Genomic DNA, 21845 nt, shown 5'->3' on the forward strand with positions numbered 1-21845 from the left:
GCGGATAGATATTCCCGCTCCGTATGCGTCCAGATCACGTCCGCTTCAAGCAACGCTGCGCGGTTGCGAAACGCATGAATGAGATCGCAGCCAAGGAACGCTTTCAAGCCGCGTCGGATAGTGCGGAGAACACGTCCTTCGGGGTGATCCTGGGAATACGAAAGCGCCATCGATTCCGACTCGGCATAATGGTACCCGTACAGGCACCCGACGTTCTCGTCCTTGCGATACCGGCTCGGATCAACGCCGTAGTAAAGGTGAACGTGAACGTTAGTCGGCGTGCTCTTCACGGCGTCTTTCGCCAGCATCTGCGAATCCATATGTCCCTCGATAACAGCGCCTGTCAGAGCGCTCAAGTGCAATTTAAACAAGCATCGTACAGGCGCCCGGCGACGTGCTGAACCCCCAGTCCCAGGACATTCACGCAGAGCGATCGGTAGCCCACACAGCGGCCTTTGTCACATCAATACGGTGTGTTCGGCAGCACGCACAATGGATAGTGGAACTCTGGTATGTGCCGGGGGTTTATCGAACGATTCACGCGAAACAATCGCACGCGTTCGCGCACGTTTCCGGTCTGATACGATTTCCGCAGAATGCAGTCGGCCCGTAGGTCAAGATGACGCGCCCAACCGGATTCCATGCTGGCGCAAGGAGATTGATGTGCAGCGCAATTCGGTCATCGACCGGGACACACTCCGGGCTTATGAGGAAACGCATTATCGCGTCCTGGGCGATGCCCCAGCGACGCTGCGAATAGGGATTCCTAATCCCGCCCTCGCTGAACTTCATCGGGCCTTTGGCGTCGATCGCAGCGCGTTTGTGACCGCGGCGAATCCGTTTAGCGCGTTGATCGATGCAGAGTCCAATGCTCTCCGGCAAGCCGCGCTCGCAGAAGAACTCCACCGCGAGGGCTTAAGGTTTATCGAAGGAATAGGCGAGCATCCGTCGGGACAATGGCCGGGTGAACCGAGCTTCCTGATCCTGGGCTTAGCGTTGGACGCGGCGAAACAACTCGGCGCGCGACATGGACAAAACGCGATTGTCTGGTGTGGCGCGGACACCGTACCTCAATTGATCCTTCTGCGATAAATCACGCAAGGACGACCCGCGACTCATGCTGAGCATGAACGAGCTGTCCGTGCAACCATCAAGAACCTGCATAGATATTGCAGAAGCTAACCGGTCCCACACAGGCTTCGTGGCTCGGGCTACCGCCGATCGCAACGCGCGCCGAACTCGCGCTCGACCCTGCCGCCACGCCGCCGTATGCCGAAGCGCCCTGCTTGGCCTGCGCAACCTGGTTCGTGTAGATACGTGCCACATCCGGATACGAAGCATTGCTAACGAGTTGTGAGCCGTTCTGCTGCGCTTCAACAAGTTGCTGGCGGACTTCGGCACGGGTCAGGCCTTGAGCTTGAGCAAATGCGCTCGACGATGCAAGAACAGCACCGCACATCACGAACAGGGCGATCTTTTTCATTTTCGACTCCAGAGTATTTAACGGGTTGGTACTAGGGCGAACCCATTTTTTTCCCGTCTATTCCGGATGATTCGAAAATAATTTGCGCGTGGCTACGGTAAGGTTTTTAGAGCACGCGCCGGGTCGTACACGCCTCGGCGCGTGCACTGCCCGCACCAGTGTCGTGTCACCTCGTCCGACGATGTATCCCAGGTATGCCCGAACGCGCATTCCCAGTGCAGGGGCGTAGCGGCATGCGCGTAGAGCGCCGATATCAACCGCCCGCCGCGCTGACGCCGTCGTCTCATGCATGACCGCGCCCGCATTGCCCGAGCGCATCGCCCCCCTCCAGCGCCCTCGCCCGGTCCGCGCGATGACGCGCCGCGAGCGCCATCAGTGCCATCAGTGCCATCAGTGCCTCGCGCTCATGCGCGTGCTTTGATTTTTGATCCTGCATCGATTTAGCGAGACCCCCGTGCCACGCTCAATGCTTGCCGCCACCTTCCGCTTCGGATCGCGACGTGGTCGTCACAATCCCATCCGGGCCGAAATGCGCGTTGAACATCGCATCGCGTGTCACGCCGCCCTCTTCCCAATGCCAGCTCCACACGCGCTCTTTCTTGAGCGGATATTCCGCGATGGTCGTCGGCTTGCCCAGCAGCCGGCGCACTTCGTCCTGTGTCATGCCCGGGCGTACCTTCGCGATGTTTTCCGCCGTCAGGACCTGCGTGACCGTGACGAACTTGCCGTTTGCATCGATGTCGACAAAATAGGTGTTCGTCCCCGCCGGACCGCGCGGATATTCAAGACGCTTCGAACCATCCGTGTAGTTTCTCGCCGTCTCCGGCTCGCCCATCTGATCGCGGATCTGCGCCTCGGTCGTCACGCCGGGCGTCAGATCCTTGAGCAACAACGTGTCCGGCTTGACGGCGTTGAACAACGCTTTCAACTTGTTCATGGCGTCCTCGCTCTGCTGGTCATTGCAGCCGGTGAGCAACACGGCAGCCGTGCAAGCGGCGACAAGCATGAGTCGCTTCATAAGTCGATTCATGTCCGCAGCCCTCTGGTTGCGCGCACGCTGCGCACGCAATTCATCATCCCGCCTTCTTGAGCGATGGAACCGGATCGACGGCCTGCCCCGACTTGCGCAGTTCGAAGTGCAGCAGCGGCTTATTGCTCGGTCCCGTCCCCATTTCCGCGATCGGCGCGCCCTGGCGCACGGCGTCGCCTTCCTTCACCAGCAGCTTGCTGTTGTGCGCGTAGGCCGTGAGGAAGTCGTTACCGTGCTTGACGATGATCATCTGCCCGTACGCGCGCAAGCCACTGCCCGCATAGACGACCCGTCCGGCTGCGGCGGCTTTCACCGGCTCGCCGAGCTTGCCGCCAATGTCGATACCCTTGCTGCCGCCCTCGCCGAACTTCGTGATCACCTCGCCTTGTGCGGGCCACATCAACCACGCGCCCTTCGAACTGATCGCGGGCGTGCTGGTGTCGGGCGCGCTGTTGTTGTTCGCCGCAGCCGCCGGCGCGCCGATAACGGGCGGCCCCGACTTCGATCCCGCAGCCGACGACGCCTGTTTGCTCCGGTCATCGGTACTGGCGGCGGTTGTACCCGAAGGCGTGCTGCCTGGCGGCGCAACCCGCAGCAACTGGTCGATGTTGACCTGCTTGCTCTCTGGCAGGTTGTTCCACTGGATGAGATCGGATGGGCGCTGCTTCTGCGCGCGCGCGATGCCATAGAGCGTATCGCCGGGCTTCACGCGATAAAACCCCGGCCCGGCTTCCGGTTGCACCGGCGGCGCGATGGCGGCCCCACCCGCGGCGGACAGGGTGCCCGGCGGACTGGTGGGAAGCACGATGGGCGGTGCTCCGCCGCCCGTCGACCGCTCGACGATCGGCGCGGGCGTGAGCGCCGACGAGCACCCCGCCACGCCGATGGAAACGAGCGCGCCCAGCACGCCCACCCGGCCGATGACGGCCCATCCTGAATTACCTGAACGCGATACCGCCATGCTTGCCGTTTTCCCTGACTTCCTGTTATCGATATTTCCGGGGTGCGCCTGGGCGCTCAGAACCGCATGCCGGCTCCGCATCCGCCGAAAGCCCCACCGTTCGTCGCGCTGCCGCCGCAGCCAAAAATCCCGCAGCCGCTCACCAGCGCCGCCACACCCACCGCTATCACCGCCAACTTCAGACGACGCAACATTCCTGCTTGTTCCCGCATGACTGTCCCACCTTGCTCTTCGCCAGCATAAGACATTTAACATCTGTTCATGATTAGCCGGAATCGTTCCTGCTAGCCGCTCGATTCCCGCTCTTTCAAGATTTGGCATTCTAACCTTTTACGTTTTCACGGCGAAGGCACGGACCGACTTCGGACCTGTCGCCGCGCCAATAAAAAAAGGCGATCCGACTATGCGGACCGCCCTTTCTCTTTTACAACCGCTACAGCACGTTCAGCCTTCTAAAGTCCTTCGATCAGAACTCGTAGTCAGCATGAGCACGCACGCGTCGCTGCGATGGCGACACTCACAACCCAGCGGCCATTGAGTGAACGATGGGGCACGCCCGCGCCGATCGCGCTATAGCCCTTGTAGTTCGCCACGCCCGCGCTCACCATCGTCTTGCCGGGACCGCTCGGCGTGGAGTTCGGCATCGCCATGGCCGCGGCCACGCCACCGTATGCCGCCTTTTGCAAGGCCGTCAGGCTGGCGCCGACGTCGCTACGGAACTGGTTCATCTGCGTCATGTTGATCGCGTCCGTGCCGCTCACGCCCGACGCCACATTCGTCACGCGGCGTTCGTTGCCGGCTGAGCCTACGGATACCGTGTTGGCTTCGTTGGCAACAGAATTCGCACCGAGCGCCACCGAGTTGCTGCCTGAGGCCACAGCGTTCGCGCCAATCGCTACTGCGTCCTGACCCGATGCCGCAGGCTTCGATCCGCTAGCCGCCGATGAATTCCGAACGCGCACTGAAACCATCGCGTTCAAGAATTGCGCCAGCGTCCAGCATCAATCAAAAATTCTTGATGCGCGTAGCGATACGCGCTACACTTTATATATGATAATCAGTTTTCGCCACAAGGGACTTGAAGTCCTCTACCGAACAGGGTCAGCACGTGGCATCCAAGCGGCGCACGCGCCGAAGGTGTTACGTATTCTGGCGGCGCTCGATGCTGCCAGTTCGCCGACCGAACTTAATCAGCCCAGCTACAAACTTCATCCATTGAAGGGTGAATTGAAAGGATACTGGTCGGCATGGGTCAATGGGAACTGGCGCATCACGTTCCGCTTTGTCGCTGCCGACGTCGAGCTAGTCGATTATCAGGACTATCACTGAGGAAAATGAACGCCATGATGAAAAATCATCCACATCCCGGCGAGCTGTTGCGCGAAGACGTTTTGTTGCCGCTCGGGATCGAAGTTACGGACGCCGCAACCCGGCTTGGGATGTCGCGCACGGCGCTCTCGCGAGTTCTTCATGGACACGCGGGTATTAGCCCTGACCTAGCTGTGCGTCTCGAGCGAGCGGGAGTGAGTACCGCGCGGTTTTGGATGACTTTACAGAGCAACTACGAGCTGAGCCTTGCCGAGCAACGCGGGCAGCCAGACGTAATTCCGTTGCAGCCCGCCGGGTCGTCCGCCTGAACCGGAGAACAGGGAAAATCCATGCCTAACTACCACTACCGGATTGATCCGTGCCCGGCCGAGCTTGGCGGCGGATGGCGGCTCAGGTTTCTGGAGGGCGACGAGGAAGGAATGACTTGTTCATAATGATCTGTATTCCTAAAAATATGTCCAGCTTCTTGACTGGAAACCGGTTCGGAACATTCCGAATCGGCGCTTCGATATGGCTCTGAACCCGTCAGGAACAGGTCCCGGAGGTCAACAGGCGGCGGCGAAATAACGAGGAAGCTTTAAGAGGTTTTGCGCGTCGCACCTAGCGTCAGGACATACTTTATGAGGATGAGATAAGACTTTGGATAGGCGCAGTCCTAGGGAACGTTGCATGCGTTGCAACAGTCTCTTACGTCGGGAAAGGGCGAAAAACGACGCCGGACACAATGGCCGGCTTGGGAACTTTCCGGCGTAACGCGCAGCCGGATTGAAGACTTGAATTAAGCGCGGTTCACGCGCTCAATCGAACACCGCGGCGCGAAGCGCCAAACAACAGGCCGCTCGAGAGCGGCCTGTTGGGTTCCATCCACACTTTCTTTATTAGCTGGCTTTACGCCGCATGACCTTCCACAACGCGCCCAGCGCAATCGGCACGATCGCCGCGCACACGCCGACCAGCGCGATCACATTCAGATACTGGCGGATGAACGGAATATTGCCGAAGAAATAACCGAGCAGCACGAGCAGCAACACCCAGATCAGCGCGCCGAGTATGTTGAACAATTGAAAGCGCGATGCGTTCATCGTCGATGCGCCCGCCACGAATGGCGCGAACGTCCGCACAATGGGCACGAAACGCGCGAGCACGATGGTTTTGCCGCCGTGCCGCTCGTAGAAGCCTTGCGTCTTGCGAAGCGCTTCACGATCGAGGAAACGTTCGAGCACGGGAATGTGGGTATCGAAGACCTTGGGGCCGATCGCGCGGCCGATCCAGTAGTTCACCGTGTTGCCGAGCACCGCCGCGATCAGCAGCAGCACGATCAGCGCGCCAAGATCCATCGATCCGCTCGCCGCAAACGCACCGCCGATAAACAGCAGCGAGTCGCCCGGCAAGAACGGAAGCACCACGAGCCCGGTTTCACAGAACACGATCAGGAACAGCACGGCGTACACCCAGGCGCCGTAGTGCTGGATGAAAAAACCGAGCGATTTGTCGATGTGGAGAATAAGACTCAGGAATGACAGCAGCGTATCCAAATGAGGCCTCGATCAAAGTGGAATGAGTGAAATGAGCAATGGCAGCGTGAATGCGCGGGCACATCGTTGCGATCAAAACAGTCGCGTCATGATACCGAAAGTCGCCCGCGTAAAATTAGCGCACGCTTAGTTCAAGCACCGGTTTTGGCGCGGATCCGAGCGCTTTTCCCCACCGGAGCGGGTGGAATGAAGCGCGATTTCCGATGAGAACGTGCTTCGCGGCTAAGCTGGAGCGCGCTGAAATCGTTCACGGGCGCGAAGCTTTATAATTTCGCCATGCCCGATCTCATCGATTCATCCGACACGATATCTAACCCCGCCGCCGTCGTCGGGCGCTTGCCGCGCGCCATTCAGCCGCTGCCCGACCAGCTGATCAGCCAGATCGCGGCGGGCGAAGTGGTCGAACGGCCAGCGTCCGTGGTGAAGGAGCTGCTCGAGAACGCACTGGACGCCGGTGCGTCGAGCTTGCGGATCACGCTCGATGAAGGCGGTGTCAAGCGGATCCTGATCGTCGACGATGGCTGCGGCATCCCGCCCGCCGAACTTCCTTTGGCTTTGTTGCGCCACGCCACCAGCAAGATCCGCTCGCTCGCCGAGCTCGAAGCCGTGGCGTCGCTCGGGTTTCGCGGCGAGGCGCTGGCGTCGATTGCATCGGTGGCGGAGCTTTTCATCACCAGCCGGACGGCCTCGTGCGCGCATGCCACCCGCATCGATGCCCAGACCGGCGCGATCTCGCCGGCGGCCGGGACTATCGGCACGACCATGGAAGTGCGCGAGCTGTACTTCAACACCCCCGCGCGCCGCAAATTCCTGAAAAGCGAGCAGACCGAACTCGGGCATTGCCTCGAAGTGATCAGGCGCGTGGCGCTGGCGCGGCCGGACATTGCGATCTCGGTGATTCATAACGGCAAGGCCGTCGAGCACTGGAACGCGTCGGACCCGTCCACGCGCGTGGCAAAAATTCTCGGCGATGTCTTCGCCACCGCCCATCTGCCGCTGGACGAGCGCGCCGGACCGCTCGCCGTGTATGGCTGCGCTGGCTTGCCAACCGCGAGCCGCGGCCGCGCCGACCAGCAGTACTTCTTCGTCAACGGGCGCTTCGTGCGCGACAAGCTGCTCACGCACGCCGTGCGCGCCGCGTACGAGGACGTGCTGCACGGCAACCGGTATCCGTCGTACGTGCTGTTCCTCGACCTGCCGCCGGAATCCGTCGATGTGAACGTGCATCCGTCGAAGATCGAAGTGCGTTTCCGCGATTCGCGCTCGATCCACCAATATGTGTTTCATGCCGTTCAGCGGGCGCTAGCGCGCAACGCGGGAGCATCGCCGGAAACGACGGCCGGTGGCCACGCCGCGCAATTGCAGCCGACGGGAATCGCATCGTTTAGCGCACGGCCTTACGCGGGCGCAGGTCTCGGTACGCCGAGCAGCGATTCGACGCCGGGTTCGGGGCAGAAGACCGACAACGGCACGAACTGGCTGCGGCAATCGCGGATGACGCAGGGCAATCTGCCGGTCGCGCAGCCGCTGGCGCTGTACGACGCACTATTCGGTCGCCGCGACGTGAATGCCGGCACGCCGCAGGGCACGACGCTCGCCGCCAGCGTTAGCTCCGACGCTGACTCGCCGAAGCAGGCCGGCGCGCCGCTCTACGCCGCGATGCCGGGTGCGCCGGATCTAGGGGCCGTTGAGCAGCCGCTGGGCTTCGCGCTGGGCCAGATTCACGGCATCTACGTGCTGGCGCAGAACGCGCAGGGATTGATCATCGTGGACATGCACGCGGCCCACGAGCGCATCCTCTACGAGCAGTTCAAGAACTCGCTCGCTGACCGGACAATCGCGGTTCAGCCGTTGCTGATTCCGGTGACGATGACCGTCGATGCGGTAGAGATGGGCGTGGTCGAGGAAGAGCGCGAAGTGCTGGACGCGTTGGGGTTCGATCTGGCGATTCTGTCGCCGGGGTCGATCGCGATCCGGGCAGTTCCTGCTCTCTTGAAAGATGCCGATCTGCAGTCGTTGGCGCGCGCGGTGATTTCAGATTTGCAGGCTTACGGCGGCTCGCGGGTGTTGACCGAGCGCCAGCATGAATTGCTGGGCACGCTCGCGTGCCATCACGCAGTGCGGGCGAACCGGCGGCTGACGCTGGACGAGATGAACGGGCTGTTGCGCCAGATGGAAGCCACCGAGCGTGGCGATCAATGCAATCACGGCCGCCCGACCTGGTTCCAGCTAACGCTTGGCGATCTCGATCGACTTTTCATGCGCGGCCAATGAGCGCGCGGCGTATTGCGTGTCGGGTTGCGTGTTTATTGGGACCGACGGCATCCGGAAAGACCGCTGCTGCTCTGGCATTTGCGCAGCGTCGGCCGGTGGAAATCATCAGTGTGGATTCGGCGCTCGTTTATCGCGGCATGGATATAGGGACCGCGAAGCCAACGCAAGAAGAACGCGCGCTGGCGCCGCATCATCTGATCGATATCATCGATCCGACCGAGTCGTATTCGGCGGCGCAATTCAGGAACGATGCATTACGCCTTGTCGCGCAAATTGAGCAACGCGGCGGGATCCCGCTATTGGTCGGCGGGACGATGTTGTATTACATGGCCTTGACACGTGGATTAAACGATCTGCCCGAGGCGAATCCAGATGTCCGCGCTGAACTGGACGCAGAAGCGGCGCGAGACGGCTGGCCGGCAATGCACGCGCGATTAATGCTTGTTGATCCAGAAACGGCGGCGCGGCTCGCACCCAACGATTCGCAGCGGATCCAGCGCGCGTTGGAGGTCCATATACTGACGGGCAGAACCCTGTCTGCCATATTGAAAGATCCGAAAAAAACCCAAGAAAGCGAGCCTGAATTCGTTCCGATCGCGTTGGAGCCATCGGATAGAAGCGTGTTGCATGCGCGGATCGAGAAGCGCTTCGACGAGATGCTAAAGGCTGGACTCATCGAGGAAGTCGAGGCGCTACGCGCGCGCGGCGATCTCACGCCGACGATGCCATCCATGCGCTGCGTGGGATACCGGCAAGTCTGGGAATATCTGGACAGGGAAGTCGATTACCCGACCATGCGCGATAAAGGCGTCTTCGCGACGCGTCAGTTATGCAAGCGCCAGTTGACTTGGCTGCGAAGCATCGACAATCGAAAGATCGTGGATTGCACTGCGGAAGGCGCCACCGAAGCGGCGCTGGAGCAAATACAGAGGGTTATAGAGGGATAGCGCCGGCCTGAGCGTCCAAACCCTCAAACAACCGCGTTAATAGCGTCCCGCGTCCGCCGCGCAGCCTCACCCGCGACGCTAGCAAAGTCATCCCCCTTCCCGGCATAAATAATCGCGCGAGAAGAGTTGATCAGCATCCCCGCTTTACCAGAAGAATCCCGTCCGGCGCGAACAGTCGCTTCGACATCGCCACCTTGAGCGCCGATACCGGGAATCAAAAGCGGCATATCGCCAACAATAGAACGCACCACTTCAATTTCCCGCGGAAACGTCGCGCCAACGACCAATCCCAACTGCCCGTTGGCATTCCACTTCTCAGCAGCGAGCTTCGCGACCACTTGATAAAGCGGTGTTCCGTCGACGCTAAGAAACTGCAGATCCGAGCCACCGACATTGGAGGTGCGGCACAAGACAATCACGCCCTTCCCGTCATGGTCCAGATACGGCTGAACAGAATCGAACCCCATATACGGATTAACCGTGACGGCATCGGCTTGATATCGGTCGAAGGCTTCAATGGCATATTGCTCGGCGGTACTGCCGATATCGCCACGTTTGGCGTCCAGGATCACCGGCAAGCCAGGATGCTCAGCATGAATATGCGCAATCAGTTGCTCAAGCTGATCCTCGGCCCGATGCGCGGAAAAATACGCAATCTGCGGCTTGAAAGCGCAAGCAAACGGGGCAGTCGCGTCGACAATTTCGCGGCAGAAATCGAAGATCGAATCGGCGTGGCCGTTGAATGCGCCCGGAAACCGGGAAGGCTCCGGATCGAGCCCGACACAGAGTAGCGACTGGGTCCGCGACCACGCGGCGCTGAGCGATTCGATAAAAGACATGGGCATCCGGGGCGAGAGGGCAAATAAGCGATCGCGCATTTTAACCCGCGCAAACGAGGCGCTATCGAACCGTCGCGGCCGCCTTGCGTGCTTTTTGCCCCGCAGGCTGCTTCGGCCGTCCACGCCGCTTCGCTTCCCCAGATCGTTCGACGGTAAAGCTGAACTCGCGCGTGAGGCTCTCGCCGGGCGCGAGCACCGTCATGCCGTGCGCCGCGCCGCCGCCGGGCAGATTCACTGCGTTGATCGGGTGATCGACGGGTTCGAAGCAGAAGAAATCCTTGCCCGCCGGCGCGTAGAGCACGTAGTAATCGGTATCGGCGCAGATGGTCAGCGACAAACGGCGCTTTGGCCACATCACGCTCGTGCGCCCGCTCCACCCCGTGAACGCGTTATTCACCATCGCGGCGGGCATGGGGTACGCCACGCCGAATTGCCATGCGGGCGGCGCAGGCACGTGCCGGACCGGGAGGAAGTCATTACCGCAAAGCCACAAGCCATCGGCCGCAGCGGACAACTCGGTATCGGCTTCACGCGTGAGGAACGGATGCAAACCGAGCCCGAACGGCAACGTCTCGCGCCCCGTATTCTCGATAAAAAGCGTCACCACCAGCGTCGCGGCATCGAGCATGAACGACTGGGTCGCCCGATACGAATACGGCTTGCCATTGCGTCGGTCGAGCTTGAGCTGCACGTACGTCGAACTCTCGGACGCGACATCCCACGCGCCGAGCCAGCCGTCTCCATGCAGCGGCAGCGGCTCGCCGGGCCGGTTGCACGGCACATCGACACCGCGGCCGAGAAACTGAAAGCGCCCGCCGCCGATGCGGTTCGAATACGGCAGCAGCGGATAACACGCGAGTTCGTTCGGATCGGTGGCCGCACTCGGCGCGAGGCAGGGCCGGAAGATCGGCACGAGCGCGCCGTCGCTGCGCCAGTCAAAGCGCGTGATGCCACCGCCGAGCGCGGGCGCGATATCGAGGCGCAATTGCGCGTTGGCGAGCGTGATGCAACCGTCGACGCCCGCGCCGCCCATGGCAACGACAGACGTGGCCGGCCCCGGACGAACCGACGGCTCGGTCGCGGCTGCAAGCTTCGAACGGCGGGTAGTCGGTGCGGGACGGGACGATGCCGGCGGGGTCTTGGGGCCTGCTGCTGAACGTGCAACGGTCATGTGCTTGTCTCCGAGAGGCGAACGATCCCGTGGCCGTGGCGCAAAACCTCAGCGTGTCCGGGAAAATGTGGGCAGCGCGTCGTGCACGCCGCCTCGTGTTTTATTTGCAACATGATGCGCGATGACTGCTTGCGGGCCTGACGCCCGGTTCATGCGTTCGACTCCTCCACCGCGCCATGGCGTTTCCGGGGGCGCTCACCGGAGCCGTCCTTCAACGAGCCCAATCTAGCCGTCATTGCCCGCCAAACACCGGCTCGGCGATACCCCTTGCCGCCGGCGTCGCGATAAACACCGCGCCCGCCTGCAGGTCGTCCTGCAACGCGTGCGCATCCAGCCCGATGCGCGCGCTCGTGATGTACAGCGTGCCGAGCTGCGCGCCGCCAAACGCGACGCAGCTTGGCTGAGCGGTCGGAACGTCGATACGCTCAGTTTCCCGGCCATCGACGTCATAACGCACCACACGCCTGCCGCCCCACTGCGCGTTCCACAGGCCGCCATCGCGGTCAACGGCGGAACCGTCCGGCTCGCCGCTTGCGTCGGTCAACTCGACAAACACGCGCTGATTCTCGAACGAATCGTAATCGCACACGCGAATCTGGCGCGCCGGGGAATCGCAGAAATACATGCGCGATCCGTGCGGACTGAACGCAATGCTGTTCGAGATCGCGCACTCGCCGAGCGGCAAACGCTCGAGCGACAAATCCAGGTTCAATCGATAAAACCCGCCAATCTTCTCGGCCTTCGCGACATCGTGTTTCGTCCCGAATACAAAGCGGCCTTGCCGGTCGCATTTGCCGTCGTTGATACGCGTTGGCAAATCGGCCTCGACCTCGGTGATCGTATCGATCGCGCCGGTCCTCAAGTCGAAAAACGCCAGCCGCGACGCGAGGCCGAGCAGCAGCACATCAGCATCGGCGCATAACGCGAAGCATGCAAGTCGTTCCGGCATGTCGAAGCAAACGCGGCTGGCATCGCGTGGATCGTAGCGCCACAAACGCTCGCCTTCAATATCTGTCCAGTAAAAACGCCCGGTCGCCGCGCACCACGTCGCGCCTTCGCCCAGCGCGCATTTGCTGTCAATCAGCAGATGCGCTTTCATGCCCAGCCTCCGTCAATCACCACTTCCTGCGCCGTCATCATGCTGCTGTCGTCCGATGCCAGGAACAACGCGGCGCGCGCGAGATGCACGGGCAACAATTCCGCATCGATGCACTGGCCTTCTTTGATCGCGCGGCGGCCGGCGTCGTCGAGCCATAAGCGACGTTGTTTATCCGTCATCACCCAGCCCGGCACGAGCGTGTTCACCCGGATATTGAACGGGCCAAGATCGCGTGCGAGCCCATTCGTCATACCTTGCACGGCCGCTTTTGCGGTCACGTACACCGGAAAACCGCCTTGTTTAAGCATCCAGCTAATCGATCCCAGGTTCACGATCGACCCGCCGCCGAGTTGCTTCATGTCTTCAATCACCGCTTGCGCCGCGAAAAACTGGTGGCGGATATTCACCGCGATTCCCGCATCGTAGGACTCGGGCGTCACGTCCTCGATCTTGTGGCGCTTGTCGTTCGCGGCGTTATTCACCAGCACGCCGATGGGACCGAGCGTGCTGCGAATATCCGCGATGGCTTTGCGCAGCGCGTCGATATCCGTCAGATCCACGCGCAGGAACACCGGCCGGAATTGCCCTTCGGCCAGATCCGCGCCGAGTTGATCGGCCAGCGCAACGCCGGCGTCCGTGTCGATATCGAAGAACGCGACCTTCGCGCCCTGATCGAAGAAATGCTCGACGAACGCCGCGCCAATCCCCGTCGCGCCACCGGTGATCAGCACCACTTTTCCGGCAAGGCTCGGATAGCGGGCGAGGGTTTTATCGACTGAACTGGCCATCTCTTCCAACCTCTCTTTTAGTCGCGCGAACCGCGATTCTTCAACTGGTCGAGCAGCACGGCGGCAAGCAGGATCGCGCCGCGCACGAGGTACTGATAGAACGCGTCGATGTTCATCAGGTTCATCACGTTCTCGACCGTGCCCATGATCAGCACGCCGATCACCACACCCGAGATCGTCGCGCGGCCCCCGAGCAGCGACACGCCGCCGAGCACGCACGCGGAAATCACGTTGAGCTCAAAGCCTTCTGCAGCGTTCGGTTGCCCCGACGTAATCCGCGACGCCAGGATCACACCGGCAAGCGCCGCCACCGCACCCTGGATCAAAAAGATCCAGACGCGCGTGCGTTCCACATTAATACCCGCCAACCGTGACGCTTCCGCGTTACCGCCTATAGCAAGCGTATTGCGCCCGTACACAGTCTGATTCAGCAGCACGCCGAACACGATAAAACACGCCAGCGTGATCCAGATCGGCAGCGAGACGCCGAACAACGTCAGCCCGCCGAGCTCGATAAACGTCTCCGACGACACGCCCACCGCCTGCCCGTGCGAGACGATAAAACCCAGCCCGCGCACGACTTCCATCGTAGCGAGCGTAGTAATCAGCGCGTTGATCCGCAAGTACGCAATGACCGCGCCGTTCACGAAACCGATGACCGAACCCGCCGCCACCGCCGCAATAATCGCGATAAACGTATTGCCCGTGGCGTTCAACACCATCGCGCAGAGCACGCCGGCGAACGCCACCGTCGAGCCCACCGACAAGTCGAAATCGCGCGATGCCAGGCAGAACATCATCGTGCAGGCGACCATGCCGATCTGCGAAATCGACAGCGCCAGCCCGAGCATGTTCTCGATGGAGAAGAAGTGCTCGACCGAGAGCGACATCGTGATGAACATCACGACGAAGATCACGATCAGGCTGTATTCGGTGATCTGTTGCCACCACTTCTGCTTATCGTTTTTCGATGGCACCAGCGTGTTGCTTATGTTTTCCCTGACTTCCATGATGTCCTCCACTCTCCACTTTTTTGCTTCAGGCTGCTTGTGCAGTCGGTTCAGATTGCACAGGCAGCGCGAGATTCAGCACCGATTGTTCGTTCGCTTGCCCGCGTGGCAATTCGCCCGCGATCCGCCCTTGCCGCATCACCACGATCCTGTCCGATACGCCCAACACCTCCGGCAACTCGGACGAGATCATCACGATCGCGCAGCCGCGTTCGGCCAGTTGATAGATCACGTGGTAGATCTCGTGCTTGGCGCCCACGTCAATACCGCGCGTGGGTTCATCGAGGATCACGACTTTCAGTTCCGGCTCGGCGAGCCAGCGAGACAGAATCGCTTTCTGCTGGTTGCCGCCTGAAAGAAAGCGAATCTTTTGACGGCGGCTCGGCGTCTTGATCTTCAGCAACTGGATGAAACGGTCAGCGGTTTCGGCTTCTTTCTTGCGATCGAGGAACAGCCCGGCGCGCAAGTAATGCCGGCGGCACGAGATGTTGATGTTCTCGGACACCGTCGCCATTGCCACGATGCCCTCCTCTTTGCGGTCTTCAGGGCACAGCACGATGCCGTGCCTGATCGCTTCGCCGGCGCTGCGGATCTTGATCGGCTCGCCATCGAGTGTGATGGTCCCGGCTTTCTTCCGGTCCGCGCCATAGACGAGGTGCATCAGTTCGCTGCGCCCCGCGCCCACAAGCCCGAAGAAACCGACAATCTCGCCGCGCCGCACTTCGAAACTCGTCGGTTCACGCAGCGCGTGGCCCTCCACATTCTTCACGGCGAAGCGCACATCGCCAAGCGCACGTGGCTTGTAATCGTAGATATCCGAAATCTCGCGGCCGACCATCTCCTGCACGAGCGTATCGCGCGGGACTTCGGCGAGATTTGCGTGCGAGGCGATCTTGCGGCCATCGCGGAAAATCGTGCACGTGTTGCACAACTCGTAAATCTCGTCCATCCGATGCGAGATATAGATCAGCGCCCGGTTGTCCGCCTTCAGGTCGCGCACGAGCTTGAACAGTACTTCCGTCTCGCGATGCGACAGCGACGACGTGGGTTCATCCAGCGCAATCACGCGTGCGTTACGCAGCAGTGCCTTGCAGATTTCCACCATCTGCCGTTGCGCGATAGAGAGTTTCTTGAGCTTCGCGTTGGGATCGAGATCGACGCCCATTTGCATCAGCCGCTCGCGCACATGCTTTTTCGCTTCGCGCTTATGCACCCAGCCGAACGTGCTCGGCAACGCGCCGAGCAGCAGGTTTTCGGCTACGGTGAGATCGGGCACATACTGCAATTCCTGGTGAATCACCGCGATACCCGCCGCAATCGATGCCGCCGCGCTCGCAAACTTCACCTCGTTGCCATCGATTAAAACGCGCCCAGAATCCGGCTGATATTCACCGCCCAGCACTTTGAGCAAAGTCGATTTGCCCGCGCCGTTCTCGCCCATCAGGCCGTGCACTTCGCCGGCGTTGACGTCGAACGACACGCCGTCGAGCGCGCGCACGCCTGGAAAAACCTTACCGATATTGTCAAAACGCAGCGTCGCTGACACATCGCCTCCTTGGAATTCGTGCGGACCGCGGCGCCTTTTTCGACACCCGCCGCGGTCCGTGGTGTTGCACTACGGAACAGCCTTACTTCGATGCCAGGCCCATCTTCTCGCGCACTTCACCGACGTTCTCACGCGTGGCCAGCATGCCGGTCGTCAGCGTCACAAGCGGCGGTTCCTTGCCGTCCTTGATCCACGTGTACATGAGTTCCGACGTTTCCTCGCCATGACGCTTCGGGCTGATGATGACCGTGCCGTAGAAGCCGGTCGGAGTCGGTTTCTTGAACTCGTTCAACGCCGAATCCGAGCCGCCGATACCCACGCCAATCATGTTGTCCGCCTTGAAGCCACGCCCTTCTGCTGCGCGCACTGCGCCAAGCACGGCTTCGTCGTTCAGGCCGAACGCCACCCAGTGCTTGAACTGGGTGTTTTTCGTCAACGCGATGTTGGCTGCGTTGAAGGCGTTTTCCGTATCGGTCTTGGCTTGCGGCGCCATCACGATATTGGCCTTCGGAAAGCCCGCTGCGACCAACGCTTCCACTGCGCCTGCCGTGCGGTCATGGGCGGTCGGAAGCTGTTCGTACGTCACGTCGATAGCACCGACTTCCGCCATGTTCCAGCCGCGTTTCTTGATCTCGGCGGCAATTCCATCGCCCACTTGCTTACCGATGTTGAACGCCGAGATGCCCATGTAAGGCACGGATTCGATCGGTTTGCCCGAGCCATCCACCAGACGGTCATCCACCGTCATCATCTTCAACCCGGCAGCTTTCGCTTTGGCAACAATGCCCGGTCCAAGCTTGACGTCGGGCGTGCAGATCACGAAACCCTGCGCCTTTTGCGCGGCGAGGTTGTCGATGGCGCTCATCACCTTTTCACCCGACGGCGCACCGATCTTCACCAGCGTGAAGCCCTTGTCCTTGGCGGCCATTTCGGCGAACTTCCATTCGTCCTGGAACCACGGTTCTTCCGGCTGCTTCACGAGGAAGCCGATCTTGACGCTATCGGCGGCTTGCGCCACCGGCGCCGTGAACAAGGTCGCGCTCGCTGCGGTGGCCGTGGCAACCAGCGTGAGGAACATTCTGCGTTTCATGGTCTGTCTCCTGACTTGATGGTCTATCTAGTTGGTACGAAGGTGTTGGCCGCGTCTTGTTGTCATGACGTCGCACCACGGCCAGTGCGTCATCCTGTGCTACGTATTCAGTTCTTCAGTCGTGGTAGAGCGCCGAACGCCCGCCATCGACCGTGATGCAACTCGCATTGATAAACGTCGCTTCGTCTGACGCCAGGAACACCGCCGTCATCGCCACTTCTTCCGGGCGGCCGATGCGTTTCATCGGTTGAAGATCGAGCGTCGCCTGTTTCGCCTTCACCGGATCGGCCTGCTCGCTCCACCAGTCGTGCGTGAGCTGCGTCTCGATGTAACCCGGTGCGATCGCGTTCACCCGCACCTGCCGCCCCGCGTATTCGATACCCAACGCCCGTGTCAATCCGATCACGCCGTGCTTGGCCACCGGATACGGGAAGCAACCGGGGATGATCTTGAACGAGTGCGTGGAAGCAATATTCACGATGCTGCCGCGCCCGCGCTCGACCATGCCCGGCAACACGGCGCGGCAGCCGTTCCAGACGCCGTCGAGATCGACGGCGAAACAGCGGCGCCAGTCGTCGTCGGTCATGGTCAGCGGATCGCAGAACACGTTGATGCCCGCGTTGTTCACCAGCACGTCGATGGCGCCAAACTTGGCTTCGCCTACGCTGACGGCGTTTTGCACCGATGCGCTTTGCGTCACGTCCGTTTGCACAGCGAGCACGTTGTCCGCCGATCCGATGCGCGCTGCCGTCTCCCGCGCTAACGCGATATCGAGTTCCGCCAGCACCACCACCGCGCCTTCGCGCACAAACGCGCTGGCAATCGCCGCACCGATGCCACGACCGGCACCGGTGATCATTGCGACCTTGCCTGCGAGCCGGGTCATTTCTTCTGGCCTCGTGCAACGGCTAACCCGTTGATGAACGCCTTCGCATGCGACGAAGTCGTCGCTGCGCTCTGGCCCGGCTTGTACAGCGCTGAGCCGAGGCCGAAACCGTTCGCGCCCGCCGTGAGGAACGGCCCCATGTTGTCCGGCGCGATTCCACCGACCGGCACCAGTGGCACGCGCGCCGCGATCACCGCGCGCCACGCCTTCACCACATGGACGCCGAGCTGCTCGGCGGGAAACATCTTCAGCACGTCCGCGCCGTTCTTCAACGCGATAAACGCCTCGTTCGGCGTCGCAACGCCCGGCGCGCAGGCAAGCCCTTGAGCCTTCGCGGCGCGCACGACGTCGCCGTCGCTGTGCGGCATCACGATCAACTCGCCGCCAGCCTTCTTCACTTCATCGACGTAATGCGGGTGCAGGACCGTGCCCGCTCCGACGATCGCATCGGCAGGAAGCGCCTGACGGATCGCCGCGATGCTGTCGAACGGTTGCGGCGAGTTCAAAGGCACTTCCATAATACGAAAGCCCGCTTCGTACAACGCACGGCCGTGATCGGCGGCGTCGGCGGGCGTCACCCCGCGCAGGATCGCGATCAGCGGACACAGCTCGAACGCGGCGGCAAGACCGGCGTGTGGTGTATAGGGCGCGGGAAGGTTGATATCGATCATGTTCTGCTCCTGGTTAGTTCGCGCTCGACGTCGAGCGGATCAGCCCGGCCTGGAGCGCGATCCGATGCAGCCCGCGCTCGGTCGCATGCGCGACGGTGCGCGCATCGTGGCAACCGAAACGCGCGAGCGCGTGGCGATAACGTTCGCAAAGGGCGTCGTTGCCGATCAGCCTTAGCGTCTTGCCGGCGAGATCCGCTTGCTCGCGCGCCAGCACTTCGTTGAGACCGCGCAACTCGTGGCCGATCAACAGGCCCGACAGGTAATCGGCTTGTTGTTCGGGCTTCAGTTGCCCGGTCAGTCCCAGCGTGCGGGTGCTGAAAATCGTCGCGAGCATGCCTGCGTGGCCCGCGTCTTTGGCGGTATCGACGCCACGAATGAACGCGGCCAGATCGTGCTGATCGGTTGCGCGCATGGTGCGCCCGAGGATCGTGTGATCGCGTAGCGCGCCGAAGGTCTCGCCCGTCATGAAGGTATAAAACCGTTCGATCCGTCCCTTCGATACCACCGCCCACTTCGCATGCGTTCCCGGCAAGCCGATCAACCCGCCGTGCGGTTCGTGCTCCAGCGTGGTGTCGCTCGCGAGCGCGCCGAAGATCTGCGTTTCTTCGCCGCGCATCACGTTGGGCAACGCGCCGTCTTCCAGCACGCCCGGGACGATATGAACCGTGAGGCCCTTGAGCGTTGTCACGCGCACGATGCCCGCCACGAGCGCGGCGGGATCGGCAGGCGTTGCGACGTATGGCGCTTCCATCCAGCCTTGCGCGCTGCCGACCATGCCCGCCGCGATCACGGGAAGCTGCGCACCGCTCGCAAGCCAGGCGCCGCAGGTTGCGTCGAACACCGTGTCGAAGCCGCCTTGCGCTGCGGGGCGCGGCAGATTCATGATGCCCGCCGACGATGCCCGCGAATCCAGCACCACGCCCTGTGCGTCGAGGAGATAGGCGCGCAGCGCCGTGGTGCCCCAGTCGAGCGCGATCAGAGCCGGAGCGTGTTGCGCTTGTTGCGTCACGGCCGATGTGTCAGTCCGCGTCATCGTTTGATCCTGCGTGTTGCGGGCTGCGGTACACGCCAGCCGAGTTCTTGCGAGATCGCGCGCGCCTCGCGCTGCACGACCGGAATCAGTTCTTCCATGCGCTCCGGCGGCATGTACGGAATCGTGCTCGCCACCGAAAGCGCCGCCACGATCGCCCCCGATGCATCGCGCACGGGTGCTGCGACGCAGCGGATGGACGCTTCGTTTTCCTCGAGATCGAAGGTGAAACCGCCTTGCGCATAACGCGTCATGCGCTGCACGAAGGTATCGATATCGGGCTGATGGTCCGGCTTGAAACTCACCTTCGCGAGCACCCGATGCGACGCTTCAAGCAGCTTCGACCAGGTCTGGGGCGGCAGGTCGAGCATCATCGCCTTGCCGATTCCGGTCGATGCGAGAGGCATCCGGTGTCCCACGCGCGAGCGCATTTCGAGCCCACGCGTGCCGGGGATCTTGTCGATGTAGAGCACGTCGTCGCCGTCGCGTACGCCGAGGTGGATGGTGTCGTGCGTGTGCTCGGCGAGCACTTCCAGATGCGGCCGTGCGACCGCGGTGAGCGGCATTTGTTCAAGCGCGATCGTGCCGAGTTCGATCAACTTCGGGCCGAGCAAATAGCCGCCACCGACTTGGCGCAGATAACGCGCCTGCACGAGCGAGCTGACCAAACGATGCGTCGTGCTTCGGGTCGTGCCGAGCGCCGCGCCGATGCTGCGCAGATCTCGCGCGCCGCCTGCTGCGGCTTCGAGAATCGCGAGGCCGCGCAGCAGGGTCTGCGTGCCGGCTTGCTGGGGCGTGAGGTCGAGCAGCGCGGCCGCCGATGCTTGCGCTTCGTTCGGTTCGTCTACATCGGGCGCTGCCGGTTTGCTGGCCGCGCGGTCCATCGACAATTCTTGTTCGACGGTGGGGTTCAGGGTCTTGGTCATGGCACTCGATGTTCGCGGCTTGAGAATGACGGAGCTTTCGTTCACGACGCGGGTTACCGGGCCGTTGGCGCGTGGCGAAGCGTCGCGCGGGACGCGGCGCGGGGAATCATCGATGAGGAGTGCGGGGCGCGCGGATGCTTGAACGAATGCGACTGCGCTGATTGCGCTGATTGCGCTGCTTGCGCTGATTGCGCTGACCTTTGCATGACTTGTCTCCGAGTGCTTTTTTCGTTGCACGTGGGCCGCGGGAAAACCCCGGCGCCGCGTGTAACTGCCGTTTTGGCTGTGATCGGATTTTAGAGCCGTGTGTGGCGATTATTCAATATGTGATTGATGTGTTCACATATTGGGAGGTTTGAAGGGATTTTGCGTGAAGTCAGGAAAACAAAAACCCCGACGGATCGGGGTTTTTGGCCTGAAGCTTCACGAGTTCTGGTTGCGGCAGCGCTATGCCGTGCCAGCTCAATGCGGCAACTCCGCCGCCCCCATCCGCCTCGCGATCACCCCCGCCCGTTGCGACAAATACGCGGACCCGCGATGTTCATCGAAGTATTTCGGCCTCGGCAGCATCACCGCGAGCCGCGCCGATTGCCACGCGCTCAGCTTCGACGCCGACGTCTTGTAGTAATACCGCGCCGCCGCTTCCGCGCCGTACACACCATTGCCCCACTCCACGGAGTTCAGATAGATTTCGAAGATGCGTTCCTTGTCCATCCAGAGCTCGAGCATCGATGTGATGACGAGCTCCTGCGCCTTCCTCACATAACTCTTTTCCCGCGATAAAAACAGGTTGCGCGCCAGTTGCTGCGAGATGGTCGACCCGCCCGCGACAATCTTGCCGCGCGCCTTGTTCTTCTCCCAGGCTTGCAGGATGGCATCGGTTTCATAACCGTTGTTGTTGACGAAGTTGGCATCCTCGGACGCGATGATCGCGCGCTTCAGATTGCGCGAAATCTGGTCGTAGGGAACCCAGGTGCGCTGGACAGAGAGATCGGGTCGATCCTGCGCGAGCTGCCAGGCGTCGGAGCGCATGAATGCCGTCGATGACGGATTAACGACCGTATAAATGCCGACCATCGCGAAGAAGTAGACCTGCGTGGCGATAGCCGCAATCGCCATCACCGAGATGCCGTAGACAATCCACCGAGCCGGCCCGAGACGAACGGGCGATTTTGTTCTTGTCATCGTGCTTCTTCTGTTGGAACGGAACGGCGCGCTGAACCACGCGCT

23 protein-coding genes and 1 pseudogene are annotated in these 21845 nt (G+C 61.5%); 5 read left to right on the forward strand and 19 right to left on the reverse strand.

Translation table 11 applies throughout. From position 1 onward, the window contains the following. Positions 1 to 320, reverse strand: a pseudogene (locus EOS_RS03475) (hypothetical protein); the annotation flags it as partial. 343 nt (positions 321 to 663) lie between these two features. On the opposite strand from EOS_RS03475, the gene EOS_RS03480 reads away from it, so the two are divergent. Next, positions 664 to 1092: a DUF3293 domain-containing protein gene (locus tag EOS_RS03480; RefSeq protein ID WP_047845221.1), complete on the forward strand. Its 429-nt coding sequence runs from the start codon at positions 664 to 666 to the stop codon at positions 1090 to 1092. Between the two features lie 58 nt (positions 1093 to 1150). On the opposite strand, the gene EOS_RS03485 is transcribed toward EOS_RS03480, so the two are convergent. The 5 genes from EOS_RS03485 to EOS_RS03505 all read right to left on the reverse strand — a co-directional run bounded on the left by EOS_RS03485 (position 1151) and on the right by EOS_RS03505 (position 4445). After that, complete coding sequence (locus tag EOS_RS03485; RefSeq protein WP_047845222.1) at positions 1151 to 1483, reverse strand: DUF4148 domain-containing protein; 333 nt, start codon at positions 1481 to 1483, stop codon at positions 1151 to 1153. 463 nt (positions 1484 to 1946) lie between these two features. Then, positions 1947 to 2501, reverse strand: a complete 555-nt coding sequence (gene bamE / locus EOS_RS03490) for an outer membrane protein assembly factor BamE domain-containing protein (protein WP_087881875.1) — start codon at positions 2499 to 2501, stop codon at positions 1947 to 1949. A gap of 55 nt (positions 2502 to 2556) precedes the next feature. Further along, on the reverse strand, positions 2557 to 3474 hold the full coding sequence (locus tag EOS_RS03495; protein WP_082163207.1) for a peptidoglycan DD-metalloendopeptidase family protein: 918 nt from the start codon (positions 3472 to 3474) through the stop codon (positions 2557 to 2559). Positions 3475 to 3530: 56 nt separating this feature from the next. Further along, complete coding sequence (locus EOS_RS03500) at positions 3531 to 3722, reverse strand: hypothetical protein (RefSeq protein ID WP_047845223.1); 192 nt, start codon at positions 3720 to 3722, stop codon at positions 3531 to 3533. A gap of 231 nt (positions 3723 to 3953) precedes the next feature. Continuing rightward, the gene (locus EOS_RS03505) at positions 3954 to 4445 is read right to left on the reverse strand and encodes a YadA family autotransporter adhesin (RefSeq protein ID WP_053063742.1); all 492 of its coding nucleotides are present in this window, start codon (positions 4443 to 4445) and stop codon (positions 3954 to 3956) included. Positions 4446 to 4524: 79 nt separating this feature from the next. On the opposite strand from EOS_RS03505, the gene EOS_RS03510 reads away from it, so the two are divergent. Together EOS_RS03510 and EOS_RS03515 are read left to right on the forward strand one after the other, a co-directional pair. Continuing rightward, complete coding sequence (locus tag EOS_RS03510; protein ID WP_047845224.1) at positions 4525 to 4803, forward strand: type II toxin-antitoxin system RelE/ParE family toxin; 279 nt, start codon at positions 4525 to 4527, stop codon at positions 4801 to 4803. 14 nt (positions 4804 to 4817) lie between these two features. Next, on the forward strand, positions 4818 to 5111 hold the full coding sequence (locus tag EOS_RS03515; protein WP_047845225.1) for a HigA family addiction module antitoxin: 294 nt from the start codon (positions 4818 to 4820) through the stop codon (positions 5109 to 5111). A 570-nt stretch (positions 5112 to 5681) separates the two neighbouring features. On the opposite strand, the gene EOS_RS03520 is transcribed toward EOS_RS03515, so the two are convergent. Further along, positions 5682 to 6338 carry a VTT domain-containing protein gene (locus EOS_RS03520; protein ID WP_047845226.1) on the reverse strand — a complete coding sequence of 219 codons (657 nt, stop codon included), beginning with the start codon at positions 6336 to 6338 and terminating at the stop codon, positions 5682 to 5684. A 276-nt stretch (positions 6339 to 6614) separates the two neighbouring features. Between EOS_RS03520 and mutL the strand changes: the two genes are divergently transcribed. Together mutL and miaA are read left to right on the forward strand one after the other, a co-directional pair. Beyond that, positions 6615 to 8612 (forward strand): DNA mismatch repair endonuclease MutL, encoded by a 1998-nt coding sequence (gene mutL, locus EOS_RS03525; RefSeq protein WP_047845227.1) that lies wholly within the window; start codon positions 6615 to 6617, stop codon positions 8610 to 8612. After that, positions 8609 to 9559: a tRNA (adenosine(37)-N6)-dimethylallyltransferase MiaA gene (gene miaA, locus EOS_RS03530; protein ID WP_047845228.1), complete on the forward strand. Its 951-nt coding sequence runs from the start codon at positions 8609 to 8611 to the stop codon at positions 9557 to 9559. The genes mutL and miaA overlap by 4 nt, the downstream gene beginning before the upstream one ends. Positions 9560 to 9582: 23 nt before the next feature. On the opposite strand, the gene pyrF is transcribed toward miaA, so the two are convergent. From pyrF to mtgA, 12 genes are all read right to left on the reverse strand, one after another. Further along, positions 9583 to 10398: an orotidine-5'-phosphate decarboxylase gene (gene pyrF / locus EOS_RS03535; protein WP_047845229.1), complete on the reverse strand. Its 816-nt coding sequence runs from the start codon at positions 10396 to 10398 to the stop codon at positions 9583 to 9585. Positions 10399 to 10459: 61 nt separating this feature from the next. After that, on the reverse strand, positions 10460 to 11569 hold the full coding sequence (locus EOS_RS03540) for an aldose 1-epimerase (protein WP_047845230.1): 1110 nt from the start codon (positions 11567 to 11569) through the stop codon (positions 10460 to 10462). 232 nt (positions 11570 to 11801) lie between these two features. Further along, the gene (locus tag EOS_RS03545) at positions 11802 to 12668 is read right to left on the reverse strand and encodes an SMP-30/gluconolactonase/LRE family protein (RefSeq protein ID WP_047845231.1); all 867 of its coding nucleotides are present in this window, start codon (positions 12666 to 12668) and stop codon (positions 11802 to 11804) included. After that, the gene (locus EOS_RS03550) at positions 12665 to 13456 is read right to left on the reverse strand and encodes an SDR family NAD(P)-dependent oxidoreductase (protein WP_047845232.1); all 792 of its coding nucleotides are present in this window, start codon (positions 13454 to 13456) and stop codon (positions 12665 to 12667) included. The genes EOS_RS03545 and EOS_RS03550 overlap by 4 nt, the downstream gene beginning before the upstream one ends. Positions 13457 to 13473: 17 nt before the next feature. After that, the gene (gene araH, locus EOS_RS03555; RefSeq protein ID WP_047845233.1) at positions 13474 to 14466 is read right to left on the reverse strand and encodes an L-arabinose ABC transporter permease AraH; all 993 of its coding nucleotides are present in this window, start codon (positions 14464 to 14466) and stop codon (positions 13474 to 13476) included. A gap of 28 nt (positions 14467 to 14494) precedes the next feature. Further along, a complete protein-coding gene (gene araG, locus EOS_RS03560) occupies positions 14495 to 16012 on the reverse strand; it encodes an L-arabinose ABC transporter ATP-binding protein AraG (RefSeq protein ID WP_047845234.1) in 1518 nt (505 codons plus the stop codon). Between the two features lie 82 nt (positions 16013 to 16094). Next, entirely contained in the window at positions 16095 to 17102 is a 1008-nt protein-coding gene (locus EOS_RS03565; protein ID WP_047845235.1) for an arabinose ABC transporter substrate-binding protein, read from the reverse strand. A 115-nt stretch (positions 17103 to 17217) separates the two neighbouring features. After that, complete coding sequence (locus EOS_RS03570) at positions 17218 to 17988, reverse strand: SDR family oxidoreductase (protein ID WP_047845236.1); 771 nt, start codon at positions 17986 to 17988, stop codon at positions 17218 to 17220. Further along, the gene (locus EOS_RS03575; protein WP_047845237.1) at positions 17985 to 18659 is read right to left on the reverse strand and encodes a 2-dehydro-3-deoxy-6-phosphogalactonate aldolase; all 675 of its coding nucleotides are present in this window, start codon (positions 18657 to 18659) and stop codon (positions 17985 to 17987) included. The genes EOS_RS03570 and EOS_RS03575 overlap by 4 nt, the downstream gene beginning before the upstream one ends. Before the next feature lie 13 nt (positions 18660 to 18672). After that, entirely contained in the window at positions 18673 to 19692 is a 1020-nt protein-coding gene (locus EOS_RS03580; RefSeq protein ID WP_047845238.1) for a 2-dehydro-3-deoxygalactonokinase, read from the reverse strand. Beyond that, positions 19689 to 20615 (reverse strand): IclR family transcriptional regulator, encoded by a 927-nt coding sequence (locus EOS_RS03585; RefSeq protein ID WP_047845250.1) that lies wholly within the window; start codon positions 20613 to 20615, stop codon positions 19689 to 19691. The genes EOS_RS03580 and EOS_RS03585 overlap by 4 nt, the downstream gene beginning before the upstream one ends. Positions 20616 to 21077: 462 nt before the next feature. After that, entirely contained in the window at positions 21078 to 21800 is a 723-nt protein-coding gene (mtgA, locus tag EOS_RS03590; RefSeq protein WP_047845239.1) for a monofunctional biosynthetic peptidoglycan transglycosylase, read from the reverse strand. Positions 21801 to 21845: the final 45 nt, after the last annotated feature.

This window comes from Caballeronia mineralivorans PML1(12) (assembly GCF_001028175.1).
GTDB classification, from domain to species: domain Bacteria; phylum Pseudomonadota; class Gammaproteobacteria; order Burkholderiales; family Burkholderiaceae; genus Caballeronia; species Caballeronia mineralivorans.

Bases quoted from the DNA above. Each gene is read 5' to 3' on its own strand.
- EOS_RS03580 (WP_047845238.1), bottom strand. From the start codon at position 19,692: ATGACGCGGACTGACACATCGGCCGTGACGCAACAAGCGCAACACGCT.
- EOS_RS03505 (WP_053063742.1), bottom strand. From the start codon at position 4,445: ATGGTTTCAGTGCGCGTTCGGAATTCATCGGCGGCTAGCGGATCGAAG.
- bamE (WP_087881875.1), bottom strand. From the start codon at position 2,501: ATGAAGCGACTCATGCTTGTCGCCGCTTGCACGGCTGCCGTGTTGCTC.
- miaA (WP_047845228.1), top strand. From the start codon at position 8,609: ATGAGCGCGCGGCGTATTGCGTGTCGGGTTGCGTGTTTATTGGGACCG.
- EOS_RS03570 (WP_047845236.1), bottom strand. From the start codon at position 17,988: ATGACCCGGCTCGCAGGCAAGGTCGCAATGATCACCGGTGCCGGTCGT.
- EOS_RS03545 (WP_047845231.1), bottom strand. From the start codon at position 12,668: ATGAAAGCGCATCTGCTGATTGACAGCAAATGCGCGCTGGGCGAAGGC.
- EOS_RS03515 (WP_047845225.1), top strand. From the start codon at position 4,818: ATGATGAAAAATCATCCACATCCCGGCGAGCTGTTGCGCGAAGACGTT.
- EOS_RS03495 (WP_082163207.1), bottom strand. From the start codon at position 3,474: ATGGCGGTATCGCGTTCAGGTAATTCAGGATGGGCCGTCATCGGCCGG.
- EOS_RS03540 (WP_047845230.1), bottom strand. From the start codon at position 11,569: ATGACCGTTGCACGTTCAGCAGCAGGCCCCAAGACCCCGCCGGCATCG.
- araH (WP_047845233.1), bottom strand. From the start codon at position 14,466: ATGGAAGTCAGGGAAAACATAAGCAACACGCTGGTGCCATCGAAAAAC.
- EOS_RS03510 (WP_047845224.1), top strand. From the start codon at position 4,525: ATGATAATCAGTTTTCGCCACAAGGGACTTGAAGTCCTCTACCGAACA.
- mutL (WP_047845227.1), top strand. From the start codon at position 6,615: ATGCCCGATCTCATCGATTCATCCGACACGATATCTAACCCCGCCGCC.
- EOS_RS03565 (WP_047845235.1), bottom strand. From the start codon at position 17,102: ATGAAACGCAGAATGTTCCTCACGCTGGTTGCCACGGCCACCGCAGCG.
- mtgA (WP_047845239.1), bottom strand. From the start codon at position 21,800: ATGACAAGAACAAAATCGCCCGTTCGTCTCGGGCCGGCTCGGTGGATT.
- pyrF (WP_047845229.1), bottom strand. From the start codon at position 10,398: ATGTCTTTTATCGAATCGCTCAGCGCCGCGTGGTCGCGGACCCAGTCG.
- EOS_RS03500 (WP_047845223.1), bottom strand. From the start codon at position 3,722: ATGTCTTATGCTGGCGAAGAGCAAGGTGGGACAGTCATGCGGGAACAA.
- EOS_RS03575 (WP_047845237.1), bottom strand. From the start codon at position 18,659: ATGATCGATATCAACCTTCCCGCGCCCTATACACCACACGCCGGTCTT.
- EOS_RS03585 (WP_047845250.1), bottom strand. From the start codon at position 20,615: ATGACCAAGACCCTGAACCCCACCGTCGAACAAGAATTGTCGATGGAC.
- EOS_RS03485 (WP_047845222.1), bottom strand. From the start codon at position 1,483: ATGAAAAAGATCGCCCTGTTCGTGATGTGCGGTGCTGTTCTTGCATCG.
- EOS_RS03550 (WP_047845232.1), bottom strand. From the start codon at position 13,456: ATGGCCAGTTCAGTCGATAAAACCCTCGCCCGCTATCCGAGCCTTGCC.